The organism is Acidovorax sp. SUPP950, from assembly GCF_030158935.1.
Lineage (GTDB): Bacteria > Pseudomonadota > Gammaproteobacteria > Burkholderiales > Burkholderiaceae_C > Paracidovorax.
Genome location: NZ_BQXE01000001.1, coordinates 671329 through 690597 on the forward strand (window position 1 = coordinate 671329; position 19269 = coordinate 690597).

18 protein-coding genes and 1 tRNA gene are annotated in these 19269 nt (G+C 67.0%); 10 read left to right on the forward strand and 9 right to left on the reverse strand.

Features of this window, described 5'->3' with window-relative positions; all coding sequences use genetic code 11:
• Positions 1 to 42: 42 nt before the first annotated feature.
• Entirely contained in the window at positions 43 to 735 is a 693-nt protein-coding gene (locus tag AVME950_RS03225; RefSeq protein WP_284428742.1) for an HAD family hydrolase, read from the reverse strand.
• A 72-nt stretch (positions 736 to 807) separates the two neighbouring features.
• Here AVME950_RS03225 and hemH point away from each other — a divergent pair, with 72 nt between their 5' ends.
• Both hemH and cysC read left to right on the forward strand, forming a co-directional pair.
• On the forward strand, positions 808 to 1890 hold the full coding sequence (gene hemH / locus AVME950_RS03230; RefSeq protein WP_272563973.1) for a ferrochelatase: 1083 nt from the start codon (positions 808 to 810) through the stop codon (positions 1888 to 1890).
• A gap of 26 nt (positions 1891 to 1916) precedes the next feature.
• A complete protein-coding gene (gene cysC, locus AVME950_RS03235; RefSeq protein WP_284428743.1) occupies positions 1917 to 2489 on the forward strand; it encodes an adenylyl-sulfate kinase in 573 nt (190 codons plus the stop codon).
• A gap of 130 nt (positions 2490 to 2619) precedes the next feature.
• On the opposite strand, the gene AVME950_RS03240 is transcribed toward cysC, so the two are convergent.
• Positions 2620 to 4755 (reverse strand): D-(-)-3-hydroxybutyrate oligomer hydrolase, encoded by a 2136-nt coding sequence (locus tag AVME950_RS03240; protein ID WP_284428744.1) that lies wholly within the window; start codon positions 4753 to 4755, stop codon positions 2620 to 2622.
• Positions 4756 to 5061: 306 nt separating this feature from the next.
• Here AVME950_RS03240 and AVME950_RS03245 point away from each other — a divergent pair, with 306 nt between their 5' ends.
• The 3 genes from AVME950_RS03245 to AVME950_RS03255 all read left to right on the forward strand — a co-directional run bounded on the left by AVME950_RS03245 (position 5062) and on the right by AVME950_RS03255 (position 8833).
• Positions 5062 to 5283 (forward strand): hypothetical protein, encoded by a 222-nt coding sequence (locus tag AVME950_RS03245; protein WP_284428745.1) that lies wholly within the window; start codon positions 5062 to 5064, stop codon positions 5281 to 5283.
• Between the two features lie 114 nt (positions 5284 to 5397).
• Complete coding sequence (locus AVME950_RS03250; protein WP_284428746.1) at positions 5398 to 7608, forward strand: TonB-dependent receptor; 2211 nt, start codon at positions 5398 to 5400, stop codon at positions 7606 to 7608.
• A gap of 34 nt (positions 7609 to 7642) precedes the next feature.
• The gene (locus AVME950_RS03255; RefSeq protein ID WP_502869352.1) at positions 7643 to 8833 is read left to right on the forward strand and encodes a PepSY-associated TM helix domain-containing protein; all 1191 of its coding nucleotides are present in this window, start codon (positions 7643 to 7645) and stop codon (positions 8831 to 8833) included.
• On the opposite strand, the gene AVME950_RS03260 is transcribed toward AVME950_RS03255, so the two are convergent.
• From AVME950_RS03260 to AVME950_RS03270, 3 genes are all read right to left on the reverse strand, one after another.
• Entirely contained in the window at positions 8823 to 10334 is a 1512-nt protein-coding gene (locus AVME950_RS03260; RefSeq protein WP_284403549.1) for a tripartite tricarboxylate transporter permease, read from the reverse strand. The genes AVME950_RS03255 and AVME950_RS03260 overlap by 11 nt on opposite strands.
• Positions 10334 to 10900 carry a tripartite tricarboxylate transporter TctB family protein gene (locus tag AVME950_RS03265; RefSeq protein ID WP_284428747.1) on the reverse strand — a complete coding sequence of 189 codons (567 nt, stop codon included), beginning with the start codon at positions 10898 to 10900 and terminating at the stop codon, positions 10334 to 10336. Before AVME950_RS03265 ends, AVME950_RS03260 begins: the two co-directional genes overlap by 1 nt.
• A gap of 134 nt (positions 10901 to 11034) precedes the next feature.
• A complete protein-coding gene (locus AVME950_RS03270; RefSeq protein WP_272563979.1) occupies positions 11035 to 11994 on the reverse strand; it encodes a Bug family tripartite tricarboxylate transporter substrate binding protein in 960 nt (319 codons plus the stop codon).
• A 130-nt stretch (positions 11995 to 12124) separates the two neighbouring features.
• Between AVME950_RS03270 and AVME950_RS03275 the strand changes: the two genes are divergently transcribed.
• Genes AVME950_RS03275 through AVME950_RS03285 form a run of 3 tightly spaced genes read left to right on the forward strand, consistent with a single transcriptional unit; the run spans position 12125 to position 14681 of the window.
• Positions 12125 to 12808 (forward strand): response regulator transcription factor, encoded by a 684-nt coding sequence (locus AVME950_RS03275; protein WP_272563980.1) that lies wholly within the window; start codon positions 12125 to 12127, stop codon positions 12806 to 12808.
• Complete coding sequence (locus AVME950_RS03280; RefSeq protein ID WP_284428748.1) at positions 12805 to 14265, forward strand: sensor histidine kinase; 1461 nt, start codon at positions 12805 to 12807, stop codon at positions 14263 to 14265. Before AVME950_RS03275 ends, AVME950_RS03280 begins: the two co-directional genes overlap by 4 nt.
• Positions 14262 to 14681, forward strand: coding sequence for an RNA-binding S4 domain-containing protein (locus tag AVME950_RS03285; RefSeq protein ID WP_284428749.1), 420 nt, complete (start codon positions 14262 to 14264; stop codon positions 14679 to 14681). Before AVME950_RS03280 ends, AVME950_RS03285 begins: the two co-directional genes overlap by 4 nt.
• A gap of 491 nt (positions 14682 to 15172) precedes the next feature.
• Here the strand turns inward: AVME950_RS03285 and AVME950_RS03290 are convergent, their stop codons facing one another.
• The gene (locus AVME950_RS03290; RefSeq protein WP_284428750.1) at positions 15173 to 15463 is read right to left on the reverse strand and encodes a hypothetical protein; all 291 of its coding nucleotides are present in this window, start codon (positions 15461 to 15463) and stop codon (positions 15173 to 15175) included.
• 14 nt (positions 15464 to 15477) lie between these two features.
• Between AVME950_RS03290 and AVME950_RS03295 the strand changes: the two genes are divergently transcribed.
• Together AVME950_RS03295 and AVME950_RS03300 are read left to right on the forward strand one after the other, a co-directional pair.
• A complete protein-coding gene (locus tag AVME950_RS03295; RefSeq protein ID WP_284428751.1) occupies positions 15478 to 15924 on the forward strand; it encodes a hypothetical protein in 447 nt (148 codons plus the stop codon).
• A gap of 282 nt (positions 15925 to 16206) precedes the next feature.
• The gene (locus AVME950_RS03300; protein WP_284428752.1) at positions 16207 to 16386 is read left to right on the forward strand and encodes a hypothetical protein; all 180 of its coding nucleotides are present in this window, start codon (positions 16207 to 16209) and stop codon (positions 16384 to 16386) included.
• A 105-nt stretch (positions 16387 to 16491) separates the two neighbouring features.
• Here AVME950_RS03300 and AVME950_RS03305 read toward each other — a convergent pair whose 3' ends face one another.
• From AVME950_RS03305 to AVME950_RS03315, 3 genes are all read right to left on the reverse strand, one after another.
• A complete protein-coding gene (locus AVME950_RS03305; RefSeq protein WP_284428753.1) occupies positions 16492 to 16872 on the reverse strand; it encodes a hypothetical protein in 381 nt (126 codons plus the stop codon).
• A gap of 327 nt (positions 16873 to 17199) precedes the next feature.
• Positions 17200 to 18840 carry a jacalin family lectin gene (locus AVME950_RS03310; RefSeq protein ID WP_284428754.1) on the reverse strand — a complete coding sequence of 547 codons (1641 nt, stop codon included), beginning with the start codon at positions 18838 to 18840 and terminating at the stop codon, positions 17200 to 17202.
• 328 nt (positions 18841 to 19168) lie between these two features.
• Positions 19169 to 19261, reverse strand: a tRNA-Ser gene (locus AVME950_RS03315).
• Positions 19262 to 19269: the final 8 nt, after the last annotated feature.

Genomic DNA, 19269 nt, shown 5'->3' on the forward strand with positions numbered 1-19269 from the left:
AGGGCCCGGGCGTTCATGCGCCCAAGGCCGCGAGCGCGGCCGTCACGCCAGCAGCCGGCACAGTTCGGTGAGATCGGGCACCGTGGCGTGCGGCTCGCCGTCGTGCGGCCAGGCCGCCTCGGCGCGGTTGATCCACACCGCCTGCATGCCCGCACCCAGGGCACCGTGCGCGTCCAGCGTGGCATCGTCGCCCACGTGCAGCACGCTGGCGGCCGGCACGCCCAGGGCCTCAGCGGCCGCATGGAAGATGCGCGGATCGGGCTTGGCGATGCCGAACTCGCGTGCGCTGATGCGGGCCTGGAAATAGGCGCCGATGCCGATCAGGTCCAGGTTGGCATTGCCGTTGGACAGGGCCGCCAGGGGATAGCGCACGGCCAGGAATTCCAGCGCCGCGATGGCGTCGTCGTACAGCTCCACGCGCTGGCGCTCCGCGAAGAAGGCATCGAAGGCGCCGTCGGTCAGCGCGGTGTCGTCGCCTGCCTGCCGCAGCGCGGCACGGATGCTTTCGCGGCGCAGGGCGCTCAGGTCGTGGGACAGCTGCGGATGCGCCTGCACGACCTGGCTTCGCAGCACGGCGGCGGCTTCGGGGTCGGCAAGGAGCGCGGCGGTGGCGGGCGCCCGGTCCTGCAGCCAGGCGCACAGGACGGCCTGTGCGCGGGCGATGGTGGGCCAGATGGGCCAGAGCGTGTCGTCCAGGTCGAGGGTGACGGCGCGGATGCGTTGGGTGTCGAGCATGCGGGGAGGATAGCGCAGGGGTTTCGCGCGCGGCCCGCCGAAAGGGTGCGCGGCCTTTGCCACAATGCGGGCATGCCCTCCCCCACCTCCGCGCCCTCGTCGCCGGCCCCCCTGTCCGGCGCCCTGCCCCCCCTCCCCCCTGCCGCCGCGCAATCCGCCGCCGGCCTGTCCCGCGCCGCCGTGCTGCTGTGCAACCTGGGCACCCCCGAGGCGCCCACCGCGCCGGCGCTGCGCCGCTACCTGGCGCAGTTCCTGGGCGATCCGCGCGTGGTCGAGATTCCCCGCGTGGCCTGGCTGCCTATCCTGTACGGGATCATCCTGCGCATCCGCCCCGCCAAATCCGCCGCCAAGTACGCGAGCGTGTGGATGCCGGAAGGCTCCCCGCTGGCCGTGTGGACGGCCAAGCAGGCCACGCTGCTGCGCGGCTGGCTGGGCGAGGCGGGCCTGGGCGTGCGCGTGCGCCATGCGATGCGCTATGGGCAGCCGTCGATCGCCTCGCAGCTCGATGCCCTGCAGGCCGAAGGCGTGGAGCGCGTGCTGGTGCTGCCGCTGTATCCGCAGTATTCGTCCACCACCACGGCCAGCGTGGTGGACGACGTGCAGGCCTGGACGCGCAGGCAGCGGCGGCTGCTGGAGTTTCGCTTCGTGAACAGCTACCACGCGCACCCGGGCTACATCCAGGCCCTGGCGCAGAGCGTGCGCGCGCACTGGAAGCGCGAGGGTGGCCGGGCCGAGCAACTGGTGATGAGCTTTCACGGCATTCCCGCGCGCAACGTGCAGCTGGGCGACCCCTATCAGCAGGAATGCCTGACCACCGCCACGCTGGTGGCGCAGGCCCTGGGCCTTTCGCCCGAGCAGTACCGGGTGACCTTCCAGTCGCGGTTCGGCAAGGCCCGCTGGCTGGAGCCCTACACCGAGCCCACGCTCATCCAGATGGCCCAGTCCGGCACGCGCAGCGTGGACGTGATGTGCCCGGGCTTTCCCTGCGACTGCCTGGAAACCCTGGAGGAAATCAACCAGGAAGCGCGCGAGGCGTTCCTGCACGCGGGCGGCCAGGCGTTCCGCTACATCCCCTGCATGAATGACGACAACGCCTGGATCACCGGCCTCAGCCAGATCGCCCAGCAGCACCTGCAGGGCTGGGACGGGCACTGAGGCACGCCGAGCACGAACGGCCCGCCATGCAGATTTCCGCCCCTTCCGCCACCCGCACGCTGTGGTTCACCGGCCTGTCGGGCGCGGGCAAGACGACGCTGGCGCAGGCCTTCGCCAGCCGGCTCCAGGCCCGCGGCATCGCCTGCACGGTGCTGGACGGCGATGTGCTGCGCGGCGGCCTGAACGCCTCGCTCGGGTTCAGCGCCGCCGACCGCAGCGAGAACATCCGCCGCACGGCCGAAGTGGCGCGCCTGTTCAACGAGGCCGGACTGTGGGTGGTCGCCGCCCTGATCTCGCCCCAGGAGAGCGACCGCCAGCGGATGCGCCAGATCGTGGGCGAGGACCGCTGCCGCCTGGTGTGGGTCCGCACGCCCCTGGCCGTGTGCGAGGCCCGGGACCCCAAGGGCCTGTATGCGCGGGCCCGGGCCGGCCAGTTGCCGGGGTTCACCGGCGTGGGCGGGGCCTACGACGAGCCCCGGGATGCGGACTTCGAGATCGATACGGCGGGGGCCTCGGTACAGGCCTGCGTCGAGGCGCTGTGGGCCACGCATGGCCCGCCCCCCACCGCGCAGGGGCCGGCGCGATCCGCCGAGCGCTGAAGGGCCCGGCAACACAGCCCGACAGGCCTTCAGCGCAATCAAATCGCCGGCATCATGCTATTGATTCAATAGCAAACCTGTGGCCGCATGCGACACGGGCCACCCGCCACGGGCCGCAGTGCGGCCCCGCTCACTCCGGCACGCTGATCGCGCCGCTGGTCACGGTGATGGCATTGCCGTTCACCGGCGTGGCGGCGATGGGCGGCACGTTGGCCGCCGTGATCGCGGGCGCGCTGCCCGGCTGGCCGCCGCGTGGCACCGTGCGCACCACCTGGCTGGCGGGCAAGGCGGTGCCGTTGGCGAGGTGGTCGTACATGGCGTCGAGCGCACGGTTCAGGTACACGTGCAGCGGGATGTAGCGCGTGTCGTAGCCCGGCAGCACGCCGGTCAGGCCGATGAAGCTGTCGAAATGCTGTGCGTTCGTCACCTCGATGTAGCGCAGGCGGCTGGAGGCGCCTTCCACCCGGCGGTTCAGGGCCGCATAGGGGCGGGAGGTGTGGTTGACCGGCAGCAGGGCGTCCGAGCGGCCGTGCACGATGATGGCGGGCTTGCCGCGCAGGTTGCCGCTGCGGCGGGTTTCGTCCACGCCGGCCTGCAGCCGCTGCGCCGCGTCGTCGGTGCCCGTCACGAGGTTGCGCAGGCACAGCGCGCCGCTCAGGTTCCAGTCGCGCGCGCCGGTGGCGCTCTGCGACAGCACGTCGCGCGTGGCGCCGCCCAGGCTGCGGTTGTTGACGAGCTGCACGCCCGCAGAGGGCGGCACGCCGTTGCCGGTGGCGAACATGTCGGCCAGCGCGGCGGGCGCCAGCGGCGTCACCGCGCCCTGTGCCGTGGTCGCCGCGAAGCTGTAGCCGCACAGGTTGTCCTTCACGCTTGAACGCGAGAGCGCATTGGCGAAGGTGACCGCCACGGCGGGCACGACCTCGAAGCCGGCGAGGGACGGGTACTGCGCCACCGATTCCGCCTCCCAGCCGTAAGCCCGCAGCCGGGCCAGCGCCTGTTCGGCCAGGGCCACGGTGCTGCCGCCGGTGATGAGCCCCTGCGCGCGCAGCGCCTCGCAGCGGTTGGAGGCGATCGGCAGCGACGGGCTGGCGAAGCCCACCGCGAACGTGCTGGCGTACGGGCTGTCGCTGATGGAGGGTGCCAGCGCGGCGCAGGCCTGGTACAGCTGCGCGTAGGTGGTGTAGTCGATGAGGGTGCGGCTGTTCACGGCCACGTCGGTGGTGCCGCGACGCACGGTGACGCCGGGGTTGGCCGGCAGTTGCACCGCGGGCTCCGACACGGCCACGCCGCCGATCAGGCCCTGAGTGTCCTGCTCGGCCGCGGCGATGGCGGCGGCCCCGCCGTTGGAGAGGCTGGAGGCGATGACGATGGTGTTGGACGGCTTGAAGGTGCGCAGCCGCTGCCCACCCGGCGACAGATCGCCGAAGCGTTCGTTGATGACGTAAAAGCCCATCTCCACCGCGCGCAGCGTGGCCAGGCCCCAGTCCTTCTCGGGGTTCTGCCCCGAGTGGGCGTGCTTGAACGCGAAGCGGTTGGGCGTGGCGGTATTGAACGCGGCCAGGTCGGCGGCCGACAGCCCGGCGTTGAACGCGGCGCTGGTGCCGGCCGAGGTGGCCGAGGTGCGGGTGCCGTCGATCAGCGGCACGGTGTCGGCCTGCAGGTCATGCGGGGCCGCGCCCGTGCCCTTGTCGGTGTAGGCCACGGCGCAGCCGCGCTTGAGGCCCCACTCGCCGGTGGACATGCCGCCGTAGATGCCGCGCGAGCCCGATGCCGTCGCGGTGATGATGCAGGGCCTGGCGGGGTTGAAGGTGTCGGGCACCTGCACCATCAGCGTGACGTTCTGCCGGCCCGAGCCATCGTCGTAGTAGGCGATGGTTTCGGTGCCCGCGATCTTGCCCTCGCCCGCCGTCACGCGGCCCTGCGCATCCACGTTGGGTCCGTAAAGCGTGCCGTAGCCGCCAGCGGCCGTCATGTCCAGCAGCGCGCGGTAATTGGTATAGATGGCGTTGCGGCGCAACTCTGCCGCCGTGGGCTGGGCGCCTTCGTAGCCGGGGGCATCGGGGTCCGCCAGGCCGGTGCGGCCCAGGCCGGCGGTCAGCAGATCGTCGTCCACGCCGTCGTAGGTCGCCTGGCGCAGGCTGGCCAGGTAGGACGGGCGCACGTTGAAATCGAAGTCCACGGTGTTGCCGCCGCCGCCACCGCAGGCGACCAGGAGGGCGGCGGTCAGGGCAGCGAGGGCAATGGCGCGGGGAATGAGCGGTCGCATCGGAAATCTCCTGCAGCGGGGAAACGGAATGAAATTGTCGTGGAGAGTATGCAATGGCGGTGCGGGGCGTTGCCAATGGCGGCATCCACAAGGCGTTGCAATGTTTTCAAGTGCGGATCATGCCACGGTGAGGAATCTCAACCAAAAACAATGCGAACCATTCGCAATATCATTTAACATGCCGCCTTGAAAAACAGCGCCCTGGTGGGGAGCCCCGGGGAGAGCCTCTCCCCGGGGCGCTCGCTGCGCCTCGCTGGCCCTGCGTGGCGGCCCCTGCCGTCGCCACCGCCCCTCCCGACTGCGCCCATGCCACCACCGATCGAACCACCGTCCGACCTCCGCCCGACCCCTGGCGGCTTCTTTCCGCTGTGGGGCTGGCCCATCGCGCTGGGGGTGCTCACCGCCACCGGCCTGCTGAGCGCCCTGGTCAGCGATGGCTGGGGAGACGTCTGGTCCTGGGTGGCGCTGGGGGTGCCGGTGGCCGCCATGGCCTGGTTCGGCCTTCGCCGCCGTCCGCCCCCGGCTTGAGCCCGGTCCCGATTTTCCGTGGCCCGATGCACTTGGCTCCTGGACGGACTTGTCCACGCCGCGCCGCCCCTTTCATTCATTCACGCCCTTCCTGACCTTGCCCCTCCCATGCCCATGAACCAGCACACCCCCATCGCCCTGGCCGTCGCACTGGCCCTCGCCACGTTCGGGCTCCAGGCCAATGCCCAGGCCACGGCCACCTCGGCGGATGCCCCCACCCTGCCCACGGTGACGGTGGGCGCCAGCGCGGATGCATCGGCGCAGGGCCTGTCGCCCGCCTACCCCGGCGGCCAGGTCGCCCGCGGTGGGCGGGCCGGCATCCTGGGCACGCGCGATGCGATGGAGACGCCTTTCAGCATCACCAGCTACACCAACGAACTGATCCAGGACCGGCAGGCGCGCAGCGTGGGCGAGGTGCTGCAAAACGATGCCGGCGTGCGGCTGGCGCGCGGCTTCGGCAACTTCCAGGAAACGTATTTCATCCGCGGCTTTCTGCTGGATTCGGACGACGTGGCCTACAACGGCCTGTACAGCCTGCTGCCGCGCCAGTACATCGCGACCGAGCTCTTCGAGCGCGTGGAGCTGCTGCGCGGCGCCTCGGCGTTCCTGAACGGCGCGGCACCCAACGGCGGCGGCATCGGCGGCGCGATAAACCTGTTGCCCAAGCGCGCGCCCAACGAGCCGCTGTCGCGCGTGACCGTGGGCACGGGCTCGGGCGGGTATGGCCAGGTGTCCACCGACATCGCGCGCCGCTTCGGCCCCGACAACAGCACCGGCATCCGCCTGAATGCCGCCTACCGCGACGGCGACACCGCCGTGGACCATGAAAAGAGCCAGCTGGGCCTGGTCTCCGTGGGCCTCGACTGGCGCAGCCGCGACGTGCGCCTGTCGGGCGACATCGGCTGGCAGGACAACAAGCTCAAAGGAACGCGCACCAACGTCACCCTCAACGGCGCGAACGCCAACTTCATTCCCGCCGCGCCGGACGCCTCGGCCAACTTCTCGCAGCCCTGGACGTACTCCAACGAGCGCGACCTGTTCGGCACCTTCCGGGGCGAAGTGGACATCAGCCCCGATGTGACCGCGTGGGGCGCCTGGGGCCTGCGCCGCAGCGAAGAGTCCAACTCGCTGGCCAACCTCAGCGTGAGCAACTCGACCACCGGCGAAGGCAGCACCTACCGCTTCGACAACACCCGCAAGGACCGGGTGAACACGGGCGAGCTGGGCGTGCGCGGCAAGGCCCGCACGGGCAGCGTGGGCCATGAGTGGGTGGCCTCGGCTTCGTACTTCGATGCCGAGAAAGACAACGCCTACGCATTCGACTTTTTGAACACCCGCCCCGGCAGCCTCTATGCCTATACGCCCTACGCACAGCCCGCCTTCAGCGCGAATGCGGGCTATGGCGGCACGCTCGCCAGCCCCAACCTGACCGGCCGCACCCGCATGACCAGCTTCGCGGTGGGCGACACGATGTCCTTCGTGCAGGACACCGTCCTCGTCACGCTGGGCCTGCGCCACCAGAAGCTCGACGTGGCCGACTATGCCTACGGTACTTCGGCCCTGACCAACCGCTACGAGCAAAGCCGCACCAGCCCCCTGGCGAGCGCCGTGTTCAAGGCCAGCAAGCAGCTGTCGCTGTACGCCAACTATGTCGAGAGCCTGAGCAAGGGCGAAACCGCGCCCGCCACGGCCAACGGCACGCCGGTGGTCAACCGCGGCGAGCAGCTGTCGCCCTACGTCGCCAAGCAAAAGGAGATCGGCCTCAAGTACGACGCTGGCCGGATCGGCGGCTCGCTGGCGCTGTTCAGCACGACCAAGCCGCGCGCCATCGTCAACGCGGCCAACGTGTTCGCATCGTCCGGCAAGGACCGCCACCAGGGCGTGGAGCTCAACGTGTACGGCGAGGCCACGCGCGGCCTGCGCGTGCTCGGCGGCATGACGTGGCTGGATGCCAAGCAGCGCGAGACCGGCAATGCCGCGCTCAATGGCAACCGCGTGATCGGCGTGCCGCGCCTCCAGGCGAACCTGGGCGCGGAATGGGACGTGCCAGGCGCGCAGGGCCTGGCCCTGGACGCGCGCGTGGTGCGCACCGGCGCCACCTATGCCAACGACGCCAACACCCTGCGCGTGCCCGCCTGGACGCGCCTGGATCTTGGCGTGCGCTACGCCACCGAGTGGAGCGGTCGCCTGGTCACCCTGCGCGCCCGCGTGGACAACGCCACCGACCGCAACTACTGGGCCTCCGCCGGCGGCTACCCGGGCTCCGGCTACCTCGTGGTGGCCGCGCCCCGCACGTTCACGCTGAGCGCCAGCGTGGATTTCTGATCGCGCCGCGACGCACCCATCCATTGCCCCGACCATGCTGACTGCACGCTCCCTCAAGACCTGGACCTGGCTGCACAAGTGGAGCAGCCTGGTCTGCACCGTGTTCATGCTGCTGCTGTGCCTCACAGGCCTGCCGCTGATCTTCCACCACGAGATCGGGCACCTGCTGGGCACCGAGGTGGAAGCCCCGCCCATGCCCGCCGGCACGCCGCACGTCAGCCTGGACCGCGTGCTGGACGTGGCACGTGCACAGCACCCGGACCGGGTGGTGCAGTTCGCCTCGCAGCCCGAGGACAGCACCGACCTGTGGTTCGCCACCCTCACGCCCACGCCCGCCCCCACCGAGGATTTCCGCTCGGTGGCGGTGGATGCGCGCACCGGCGCCCTGCTGGCGCAGCCGCGCTTCGACGAGGGGTTCATGTACGTGATGTTCAAGCTGCACGTGGACCTGTTCGCGGGCCTGGCGGGCAAGCTGTTCCTGGGCTTCATGGGTTTGCTGCTGCTGGTGGCCATCGTCACGGGCGTGGTGCTGTATGCACCCTTCATGCGCAAGCTGCGCTTCGGCGAGGTGCGGCGCGAACGCTCGACGCGCGTGAAGTGGCTCGACCTGCACAACCTGCTGGGCATCGTCACGCTGGTGTGGGCCTTCGTGGTGGGCGGCACCGGCATGATCAACACCTGGGCCGATCTGCTCGTCAAATACTGGCAGTACGACGAACTGAGCGCGCTGCTGGCGCCCTACAACGGCCAGCCGATCACGCCCGTGGCCGAGCGCGCCTCGGTGCAGAAATCGCTGGACGCGGCCCTGGCCCGCGCACCGGGCACCAAGCTGTCGTTCATCGCTTTTCCGGGCACGTCGTTTTCCAGCCCGCACCACCACACGTTCTTCCTGCGCGGCAACGAGCCGCTCACGTCGCGGCTGCTGCAGCCGGTGCTGGTGGATGCCAAGACGGCGGAGGTGACTGCCGCGCCCAAACTGCCCTGGTACCTCGTGGCCCTGTTGGTGTCGCAGCCGCTGCACTTCGGCGACTACGGCGGCATGCCGATGAAGATCCTCTGGGCGCTGCTGGACATCGCCACCATCATCGTGCTGGGCAGCGGGCTCTACCTCTGGCTGGGCCGCAGGGCCGCCAGCCCGGCGACCACTTCCCCCGGAAAAACCGCCAGCGGAGAAGCCGCCCTGGCCTCCCCGCTGACGACGGCACGCGCACCGATCAAGCGGTAGCCAGGGCCAGGCGCCGCGCGGCCCACCCGCGCATCAGGCGGGGCACGACCAGCACCGCCACCACGATGACCATCAGCGTGAGCGACATGGGCCGCGTGACGAAGATCGACCAGCTGCCCTCGCCGATCGAGATCGCATTGCGCATCTGCGCTTCGGCCAGGGGCCCGAGGATCATGCCCACGACGACCGGTGCGGTGGGGAAATCGAACCGGCGCATCAGCACGCCCAGCACGCCGATGCCATACAGCAGGAACAGGTCGAACGCGCTCTGGCGCATGCCGTAGGCCCCCACCGTGGCGAAGATCAGGATGCCCGCATACAGCTGGGGCTTCGGAATCTTGAGCAGCTTGACCCACAGGCCCACCATGGGCAGGTTCAGCACCAGCAGCATCACATTGCCGATGTACAGCGAGGCGATCAGCGCCCACACCAGCGTGGCTGACGTGGTGAACAGCTGCGGGCCGGGGTTGATGCCGTAGTTCTGGAACGCGCCCAGCAGCACGGCCGTCGTGTTGGAGGTCGGGATGCCCAGCGTGAGCAGCGGGATCATCGCGGCCGTCACCGTGGCGTTGTTGGCGGCCTCGGGGCCCGCCACGCCTTCGATGGCGCCTTCCTTGCCGAACTCGGCCTTGTCATCGCCCTTGGCCAGCTTCTTCTCGGTGGCGTAGCTCAGGAAGGTCGGGATCTCCGTGCCGCCGGCGGGAATGCAGCCGAACGGCGTGCCGATCAGCGTGCCGCGCAGCCAGGCGGGAATGGAGCGCTTCCAGTCGCGCGCCGTCATGTGCACACGCCCCATGCGGTTTTGCGTGTCCACCACCCGGCCTTCGTACATTGCGGCATACAGCACCTCGGCCACGGCGAACAGGCCCACGGCCACCAGCACGATGTCGATGCCGTCCAGCAGTTCGGGCTGGCCGGCCGTGTAGCGCGCCGCGCCGGAGATCTGGTCCATGCCGACCAGGCCGGCGGCCAGGCCCACGAACAGCGCCGTGAGGCCGCGCACCGTGCTCTTGCCCAGCACCGCGCTCACGGTGGTGAAGGCCAGCACCATCAGCATGAAATATTCCGGCGGCCCCAGGCGAACGGCGAAGTCGGCCACGTAGGGGGCGAACAGCGTCACCACCACGGTGGCGATGGTGCCGGCGACGAACGAGCCGATGGCCGCCGTGGCCAGCGCCGCACCCGCGCGCCCGCTCTTGGCCATCTTGTTGCCCTCCATGGCCGTGACCATGCTCGCCGTCTCCCCGGGCGTGTTAAGCAGGATGGAGGTGGTCGATCCGCCATACATCGCGCCGTAGTAGATGCCGGCGAAGAAGATCATCGAGGCCGTGACCTCGACCTTGGCCGTGATGGGCAGCAGCATGGCCACCGCGACGGCGGGGCCGATGCCGGGCAGCACACCCACGGCGGTGCCCAGCGCGCAGCCCACCAGGGCCCACAGGAGATTGGCCGGAGTGGCCGCGGTGGCGAAGCCCGCCAGCAATGCGTCGAAGATTTCCATCACAGCCACCCTGTTTGCGTGAGACCCGGCAGGTTGATCGCCAGGAATTGCGTGAAAGCCCAATAGACCGGCGCCGAGATCAGCGCGCCGGTCAGCACGTCCATCGCCCAGGTGCGCGCCGCACCGGCCGACGGCTGACCGGCCGCCCGGCGAAGCCCCTGCACCGCCAGCACGTAGCACAGCGTGCAGCTCAGGATGAAGCCCACCGTGGCGATCAGCGCCGCATTCAGCAGCAATCCGGACGACACCCAGACGAACGCCACCTTGTTGGCGTGCGCGGCGCCGCCAGGCTCGTCCATGGAGCGAAAGCCGCCCGACAGCGCCTCCCACAGCAGCACCCCGCCGCACAAGGCCAGCACGCCGGCCACCAGCCAGGGCAGGAAGCTCGGACCCACGCCGCCGTAGCCCGCGTTCGAGGGAATGCTCACGGCGCCGAAGGCCAGGCCGCCCGCGATCAGCACCACGGCGGCGCCCACGGCCGCCTGCATGCGCGTGCCGGGCACCGTGCTGGGCCCGGGGTCGGGCTCGGCCAGGGAAGGGGGGGAAGAAGCGATAGGCTCCGACATGCTTGTGTCCTCGTCATCCCCCGGGGCCACCGGCACGGGGTGCATTGATTTCAGCGCTGGGGTTCGGCGGCCGCGCAGGTCACGGCGGTGCGCCACCCGGGCCGGGCGCCGCACCGCGTGGGCAACACCGGGGGTCAGACCATGCCGGCCTTGACCATCGTGGCGCGCAGGCTGGCGAACTCGGCATCGACGAACGCGCCGAACTCATCGCCGGCCAGCCATGCGGGCGTCCAGTCGTTCTTCTCCAGCGACTCGGCCCAGCTCTTGCTCTTGAGCGCCTTGGCCACCATGTCCACCAGGCCCTTGCGCTGCTCGGCCGAGATGCCCGGGGCGGCGTACACGCCGCGCCAGTTGCCGATCTCCACGTTGATGCCCTGCTCCTTGAGCGTGGGCACCGAAGAGCCCTTCAGGCGCTGGCCCGAGGTCACCGCCACCGGCACCATCTTCTTGGTGTTGATGTACTCGGCCATCTCGCTGTAGCCGCCACCGCCGATGGTCACGTTGCCGCCCAGGATGGCCGCGATCGCCTCGCCGCCTCCGCGGAACGCCACATAGTTGATCTTGGCCGGGTCCACACCGGCTTCGCGGGCGATCATCGCCGCGGCGATGTGCTCGGTGGAGCCGCGCGAGCCGCCGCCCCACTTCACGCTGCCAGGGTCCTTCTTGAGCTGGGCGATCACGTCACCCATGGTCTTGAAGGGCGAGCTGGCCGGCAGCACGAACACGTTGTATTCGCTGGTCAGCCGAGCGATCGGCGTGGCCTGCGACAGGTTCACGGGCGGCTTGCCCGTGATGATCCCGCCCACCATCACCGAGCCCATCACCATCAGCGCGTTCGGATCGCCCTTGCTGGAGTTGACGAACTGCGCCAGGCCGATGGCGCCGGCCGCGCCGCCCTTGTTGTCGTAGGTGACGGACGAGGCCACGCCGGCGTCCTGCAGCGCGCGGCCCAGGGCACGGCCCGTGGTGTCCCAGCCGCCGCCGGGGTTGGCCGGCAGCATCATCTTGACGGCGGTGGCAGCGCGGGCCGACAGCGGCAGCGCGCCGGCCGCGGCCAGGGCCGCCAGGGATTTGAGGAAGGTGTCACGGCGCATCGTTGTCTCCTGGATTCATAGTTGTACGAACGGGCTGATGATGCGCGCCGTTCCTGTCAAACGGCTGTCCGCGCGCTCAGGGTAAACACCCATCTTCGGCGCCGCTGCGAGCGGTGCTAAGGTGCCGCGCATGCAACTGCTTCTCGTGGAAGACGACCCGGCCATGCAGGCCACGCTGCAACGCTCCCTGACCCGCCGCGGCATGGAGGTCACGGCCCTCGGCGACGGCCGCGCCGCCCTCGCGCAATGGACCGCGCGTGCCCCGGATGCCGTCGTGCTGGACCTCACCCTGCCCGGCCTCGACGGCCTGCAGGTGCTGCAGCAGGCGCGTGCCAAGGGGCTGCGCACCCCGGTGCTGCTGCTCACCGCACGCGGCACCGTGGGAGACCGCGTGCTGGGCCTGAACGCCGGCGCCGACGACTACCTGCCCAAGCCCTTCGACCTGGACGAACTGGAGGCGCGGCTGCGCGCGCTGGTGCGCCGGACCGGCGAGGCACCTGAGGCTAAATCGGCCTCCAGCACAATCAACATCGCGGCAGTGCGCTATGAAAAAGATAGCGGCGCCATCTACCTGGGCAACGAGGTCATGGAGTTCACCCCGCGCGAACTGGCCCTCATGCACGCCCTGCTCGCCCAGCCCGGCCATGCGGTGACCAAGGAGCGCCTGTACGAACTGGTCTTTCCCGGGCAGCTCGACGTGCAGTACGAGGCCATCGAGGTCGTCGTCTACCGCCTGCGCAAGAAGCTGGTGGGCACCGGCCTCACGCTCATGACCCTGCGGGGGCTGGGCTACCTGCTCAAGGCCGATGCATGAAGCGCGCCGACGCGCGCCCCCGCACGCGATCGCTGCGCCGGCAACTGCTGGTGGGCATCCTGGTGCCCGCCTCGCTGTTCATCGCCTACAACACCCACAGCCTGTACCGGCAGACACTGGCCTCGCTGCACACCGCCTATGACCGCACGCTGCTCGCCTCGGCCAAGAGCATCAGCGAGCAGATCGACGTGACCGGCTACGACGACGCGGCCCAGCTGCGTGCCATCGTTCCGTACTCTGCGCTGGAGGCTTTCGAGGCAGACAACCAGAGTCGCATGTTCTACCGTGTGTCCAACCTGCACGGCGGCCTCGTATCGGGGTTTGCCGAGTTGCCGTTCTGGCACGGCAGCATTCCTGCCCGCCCGCCCTATGCCGCGCTGGTGGACTTCTACGACGACCAGTTCCGCGGCCGCCCCGTGCGCGTGGCCGTGCTGCTGCAGCCCGTCGCCACGCCCCAGGGCCGCGGCATGGCCGTGATCCAGGTGGCGGAAACGCTGGAGTTGCGCCAGACCCTGGCCCTGCAGATCCTGTGGACCACGCTGGCGCGGCAGGCACTGCTGGTGGTGGCCATCGGCGTCATCGTGGTGCTGGTGGTGCAACAGGCCACGCGCCCTGTGCGGCAGCTCAGCGCGCGGCTGCAGAACCGGCCCGAGGACGACCTGCGCCCCATCTCCGCGCCATCCGCGCCGCGCGAACTGCAGCCGCTCATCGACGCCACCAACCACGTCATGCTGCGGTTGTCGTACCTGCTGGCGCACCAGAAACGCTTCGTGCGCGATGCCTCGCACCAGTTGCGCACGCCGCTGGCCGTGCTCAAGACCCAGGTGCAGTCCGCGCTGCGTGGCGACGCGCCCCCGGAGCAGGCGCTGCATGAGATCAGCGACACCGTCGAGCGCGCCACCCAGTTGGCCAACCAGATGCTCGCGCTGGCGAAGGTCGAGCAACTGCGCCAGCAAAGCGCCCCACCCGTCACCCGGCTGGATGACGAGCTGCGGGCGATCGCCCTGGAACTGTCGCCCCTCATCGCCCAGCGCGACCTGGACTTCGGCATCCACACCGACCCGGCCCCCGTCCAGGCACACGAATGGATGCTGCGCGAACTCACCCGCAATTTGCTGCACAACGCGATCCGACATACACCGGTGTCCGGCATGTTGTCGGTCGAACTGCGCACGGACGGGCGCCACGTGGCGCTGACCGTGGCCGACAGCGGCCCGGGCATCGATGCCGAGTTGGCGCAGCGCCTGTTCCAGCCGTTCTCGGCCGGCGACGTGCGCACCGGCTCCGGCCTGGGACTGGCCATCTGCCAGGAGATCGTGCAGGCGCTGGACGGACAGATCGAGCTGTCCAACCGGATGGACGGCGCACGGGTTGCCGGGCTGGATGCGGTGGTGCGCCTTCCGTTGGCATCGGCCGACAATCCGCAGCCCGCCGATCGGAAGAAAATGGCCGCATGAACGCTCCCGAATCGATGCGCCTGGACAAATGGCTGTGGTGTGCCCGCTTCTATAAAACCCGCTCGCTGGCCGTGGAAGAGATCGGCAAAGGCCGCGTGACCGTCAATGGCCAGGCGGCCAAGGCAGCCCGAGAACTGCGGGCCGGTGATACCGTCGACCTGCGCCAGGGCCCCACGCATCGGACCGTGCGGGTGCGCGCACTGAGCGGTATGCGTGGCCCCGCGCCCGTGGCACAACTGCTTTATGAAGAAACGATGGAAAGCATCGCCGCCCGTGAAAACGCCGCGGAGCAGCGCCGCCTGGCGCCCGAACCCGCCGCCAGCCTGCACGAAGGCCGGCCTACCAAGCGGGATCGCCGCAGCATCGATCAGGCGCGTGATTGGGGCAGCCGCTGGAGCGCGTCGGCCGACGATTGACCGGTGGCTTCCCGGCGCCATGCCGAGGAAACCCACTGCGCCAAAAGAAATGCCCGCACAGGGGCGGGCAAAGTCGGGCAGGCATTGCGGCCTGGTCACAGCCCGAATTCCTTAGGGGAGGCGATGCCCCGTCCGGTGGAATCCATTTTGAGCACGACCCTTACTCTCCGCTGACAGCACAAAAAAGAATGCCCGCACGAGGCGGGCAAAACTTGCTAAAGAGCAAGAAAGGGAGGTGTCGGCTGGAGGTGCCGACGGGATGAATCATAACGCGCTCATGCATAAAAAAAGCAAGTCTATCGTTTCACCTGTCGGAATTTGAGAAATATGCTAATCCTGGCTTCATGGCCTCGCAAATCAATGCACCGTCTACACGACTTTTGTCAACTGCGCTGATTTGCCGCCAGGAATGAGCAGAGCGCTCCAGATTTATCGAATTGTCACAAAATAAGCAGATGGTTTCACAAAGCCATGCATGCCTGACTTTCGACTCAGGTTTCTCCTACGCACTGTTTCGTGGTGAAAGCGCAACCTTGAATGCGCAGAAGGCGTTTCAAGTGCATTTGTTTGTTCACCAGAGAGACCCAAGGAAACAGCGATGCCCATTGACCATTCTTCGGAAGACGAACGAAGTCGGCAGCCAATCGAAACATGGGTTCATTCCGCCAAGCCATGAAAGGTGAACTGCTGGCCCACCATCCGAGCAAAACGCAGGCGCGTTGAACCTCTTTTTTTATTCCACTGAATGAAGCCGGGCCAAGAGGCTCCAGCCATTGCAGCAACCCCACTCCATACCATGGACAACTATCCGGCAAGGAGCGCGAAACATCGCGGCCTCATGCAACAGTTCACTCCCTTGAACCTCTCCACCGACTGGGCGGAGTACAACGTGGTCAAAGCCCGTGGCATCCGCATCGTGGCCTTGTCCGGCCAAGCCGCTTACTCGGCCAACGGCTACACGGTACAGAACGCGGCGGGCTGCATCGAGATCACCGGGGGAAAAGTCGGTGTGCACGGCACCATGCTGATGATCGGATTCACCCTGGATGCAGCAGTGCCGCCGCCTGCGTTCGAAATTCTGTCGGGCGATGCGATCGGCATGATGACACTTCCGGCCCATTGTTTTGCCGCCTATGCCGCGATTGCAAACACCACCGGCGCGCACTTTCGCATTGGCGCGGATGGGATGCTCAATGCCTTGGCAACGGATGCGGCCTCGCTATACCTGACATCTGCCACCTGATGAATTTTCGGTCGCTGAAAACTTCTGAAAGCCAGCGGTCAATTGGTGGAGTTGACATGCGCTGGCCTCACTTACCGCATCTCACAGGGTGTATCGGGCCCCTCGAACTATCATCGTTCCGCCTGGCCAGGTGACGGGGTCTCAGGCCAACGCCGTGTCCACTCGCGGTGAAGGCGTTTGTGCTCAGCGCGCGCGCGTCGGGTGCACTCACCCTGTCTTTTTTTGTGGTTGGAGAAAGCAGCTCCACAATGCAAGGCTTCAACCACTCTCCACTCCATTTCGATGCGCGAACAACTGACAGCACGGCTTGCACAGCTCAAGAGCGAGCTTTCTGCGGGCGAACAGCAACTCCGGCAATTGGAAGCGCGGCAATCTGAACTCAGCCATACCCTGATGCGCATCCGCGGAGCGATCCAGGTTCTGGAGGAGTTGGAACAGGAAACCGCCCCCCGGAGCGACTGAGCACAACGACGCCAACACGCTCTGCGCGCCTGCAGAGCCGCCCATTACCAGTGGACAGGCCACCGATTGATGGTGGTTGCCCATGGGGTTCAGATGCGCGCCGAGTCAGCGCGGCAAAACGGTATTGGGGGTCTTGCCCGCATCATGCGTCGGTTGCTCATCGGCTGACGGGGCATCGGGCTCGACCAGACTTCCCGCAGCAGCCCCGCCCAACGCGCCCGCCACAGCACCGACAGTGCCGCCCACGAACACGCCGACAGGCCCTGCCACCGCTGCACCAACGGCCGCGCCTGCGGCCGTACCAGCCATGACACCGCCGCCCATCAGCGAAGATTTCGATTCGCGCTCGGCCTCTTCAGGCGACAGCGCATATTGGGCGGCCACGGCCGGGTCCTGCGAAGGAATGCCGTGACCGGGACGGGCCTGCTCGGCCAGGTCATAGCCGGCAGGTCTTGTTTCAGCCAGGGGCGTATGGGATGCGTTCATGGTGGGCTCCTTTCAGGTGGTCGCTTCGCAGGCGAAATGCCCGCTGCCATTCCGTTGTAAAGAGCCCGTCCCCCACGCCTCGCCGTCCCGAACACCGAGTGGATGTCGGACGACACGCAATCGCGGCAAATCACTTGACTCAGGTCAGTTCTGGCTGCGCATGCGCTCGACGCGCAGTATTTACCCAGCTCCTGAACTGTACCCAAAGCCGCTGTAGTACCACTCTTTCGAATCCATTCCGTGAGCGCGCGAGCCGAACGGCCTTATGGGCTGAGCGTTGCGCAATGGGCGACGACGTCGCCCTCCCGCCGGAACGAAAAAACCGCGTCAGTTCAGCAGAACGGGCTTTTCCGGCAATGGCAAAGTGCAGTACCAGTGGTAAGTTAGCACCTTCAAATTGCACCCCGCAGTGGTGCCGTTCAAGCTGTACCCCGACAGTCCAACCAGCCGGCCGTCGGCCGTTCCTTCAGGCGGATGGGAGTCGAACCCACTATTCCCAGGGCTTCCGGCGAGAAAGCTCTGCCCGTTATCAGCCGTGAAGCCCAACGCGTTGATCAAAGTGGAAGAGCGACCTTTTGAGTTAATGATGCTCTGGCCAGCGGCCAGTGTGACCTCGAACGGGGCGGCATTCGTATCACCAGTGCGGCCCTGCACACCGGTGGAGGTGCCGTCTATAAACACCTCCAACGAATCGATCAGGTCACCCGCGCGCACTCGCACCTGAGTGATCCGCTTGCCATCATCCGCTACCGCGCTGAACCTCGCACTTTCCTGAAAATCGCCGTATGGCCCATCCAGATAAACCACTTCAGGCGCTCGAATAGGTGTGACATTGTCGGGATTAGCCCAACTCCAGAGCTGAGTCTGAGCGGTGTTCTGATCGATCTGCCAAGCCAATTCGTTTGTCACCACCTCAGTGTGCTTAGCGGCCGCGTACTCGGCACGCCTCTTGGCTCCACCGCTGTATTCCTCCACACCTCGCCATCCACTGTAAGTGTCGTACGGCGTCCACTTATCGACCGTGATCGAGCTATTGTCCTGCAGCTTGATCATGGTTGCCCGCAGCGCCAGCAGCTCAGCACGTGCTGCGGCGATGGCCGCTTGGTATGCATCAATCTTCTCCTGCAACCGGCGTACTCGTTTAGCGCGTTCATCAGGGCTAAGCGGGTCACCAAATATTTCCTCATGGAACAGGATTTCCTCCCGCATGGTGAGCAACATGATCGAGCCGAAGGGCAAAGAGAACTTGAGGGTTTTCTGAGGATCCTCCACGTCAAGAAAACTCGGCTCCAGGAAATCCAGCGTGTTAATCAGCGCTGTGAAATTTCCTGCACGCTCCGATTCTGTCGACTCCACATAGTTGCGCATCACGTTGTAGAGGCCTTGCAGCTTAATGGTGAGCTCTTTATCGATAAGCTGGTCATACACCGTGCCGACCACCTGACTGATGTAGTTTTGAAAGCTGGCCCAAGCCTGCTCTTTGTTGGTTCGGGGATCGGGCCAAAGACCGTACACCATGGTCTTGAGCGCAGCGCCCACGACGGGGACCAGCATCAACGCCGAGCCGAGAGCCGTGCGGAAGAAGTTGTTGATGGTAGAGGCTGAGACCACACCGTCGTTGTCCTCAACGGCCCAGGTCACCGTTGTCGGTGCAGGAAAGGACGCCGGTTGGTAATCGTAGAGCTTGAAGCTGTCGATAGTGCCGCCCATTCCGTACGCGTCCAAGTCTTCAATCGTCTGGTTGGGATAGAAATAGGCCGTCTTGCCGCCGTAATCATCATCTTTGAATACCTGAATCCACGCTCTCGAGCCTAGTACAAGGGAATCGGTTTCGTCGCCCCCCTTTTCGCCCGTCGAGAATATGTAATCGTTCAGATCTGACACCTCTAGCGGACCGTCGAAACGCTTCGTTCCGCCGCTCATTTTTTCTCCGTCGTAGAACTGCACCCAGCAACCGTCAGTAGCCATTGGTTTCTCCCTTTTAGATAGAGCGCTTTCGCGAGTGGTGACCCTCCGATTTTCTTAACCGGATGCGTCACTGACGATCATATAGAGGGGTCATGGATACAGGGAGGAATCAGCACGGGCACAGTGTCCAGGTCATGTGGCGCGACTATGCGAAATGGATTCCGAATGCTGCCAAAGCGTCCAACCTTGCCGCCGGGAACCTATCGCTTGGGGTGTAGCCAACTCACACCACACACTCGATCCAGGTTCAATTCAGGTCGGCGATGTACGGCCCAACGCACCAAAGAGAAAAGCCCCAAGTGAATCAATCACTTGAGGCTTTTGCATCTGGCGGAAACGGAGGGATTCGAACCCTCGATGAGGCTCTACACCCCATACTCCCTTAGCAGGGGAGCACCTTCGGCCACTCGGTCACGTTTCCAATCCGGC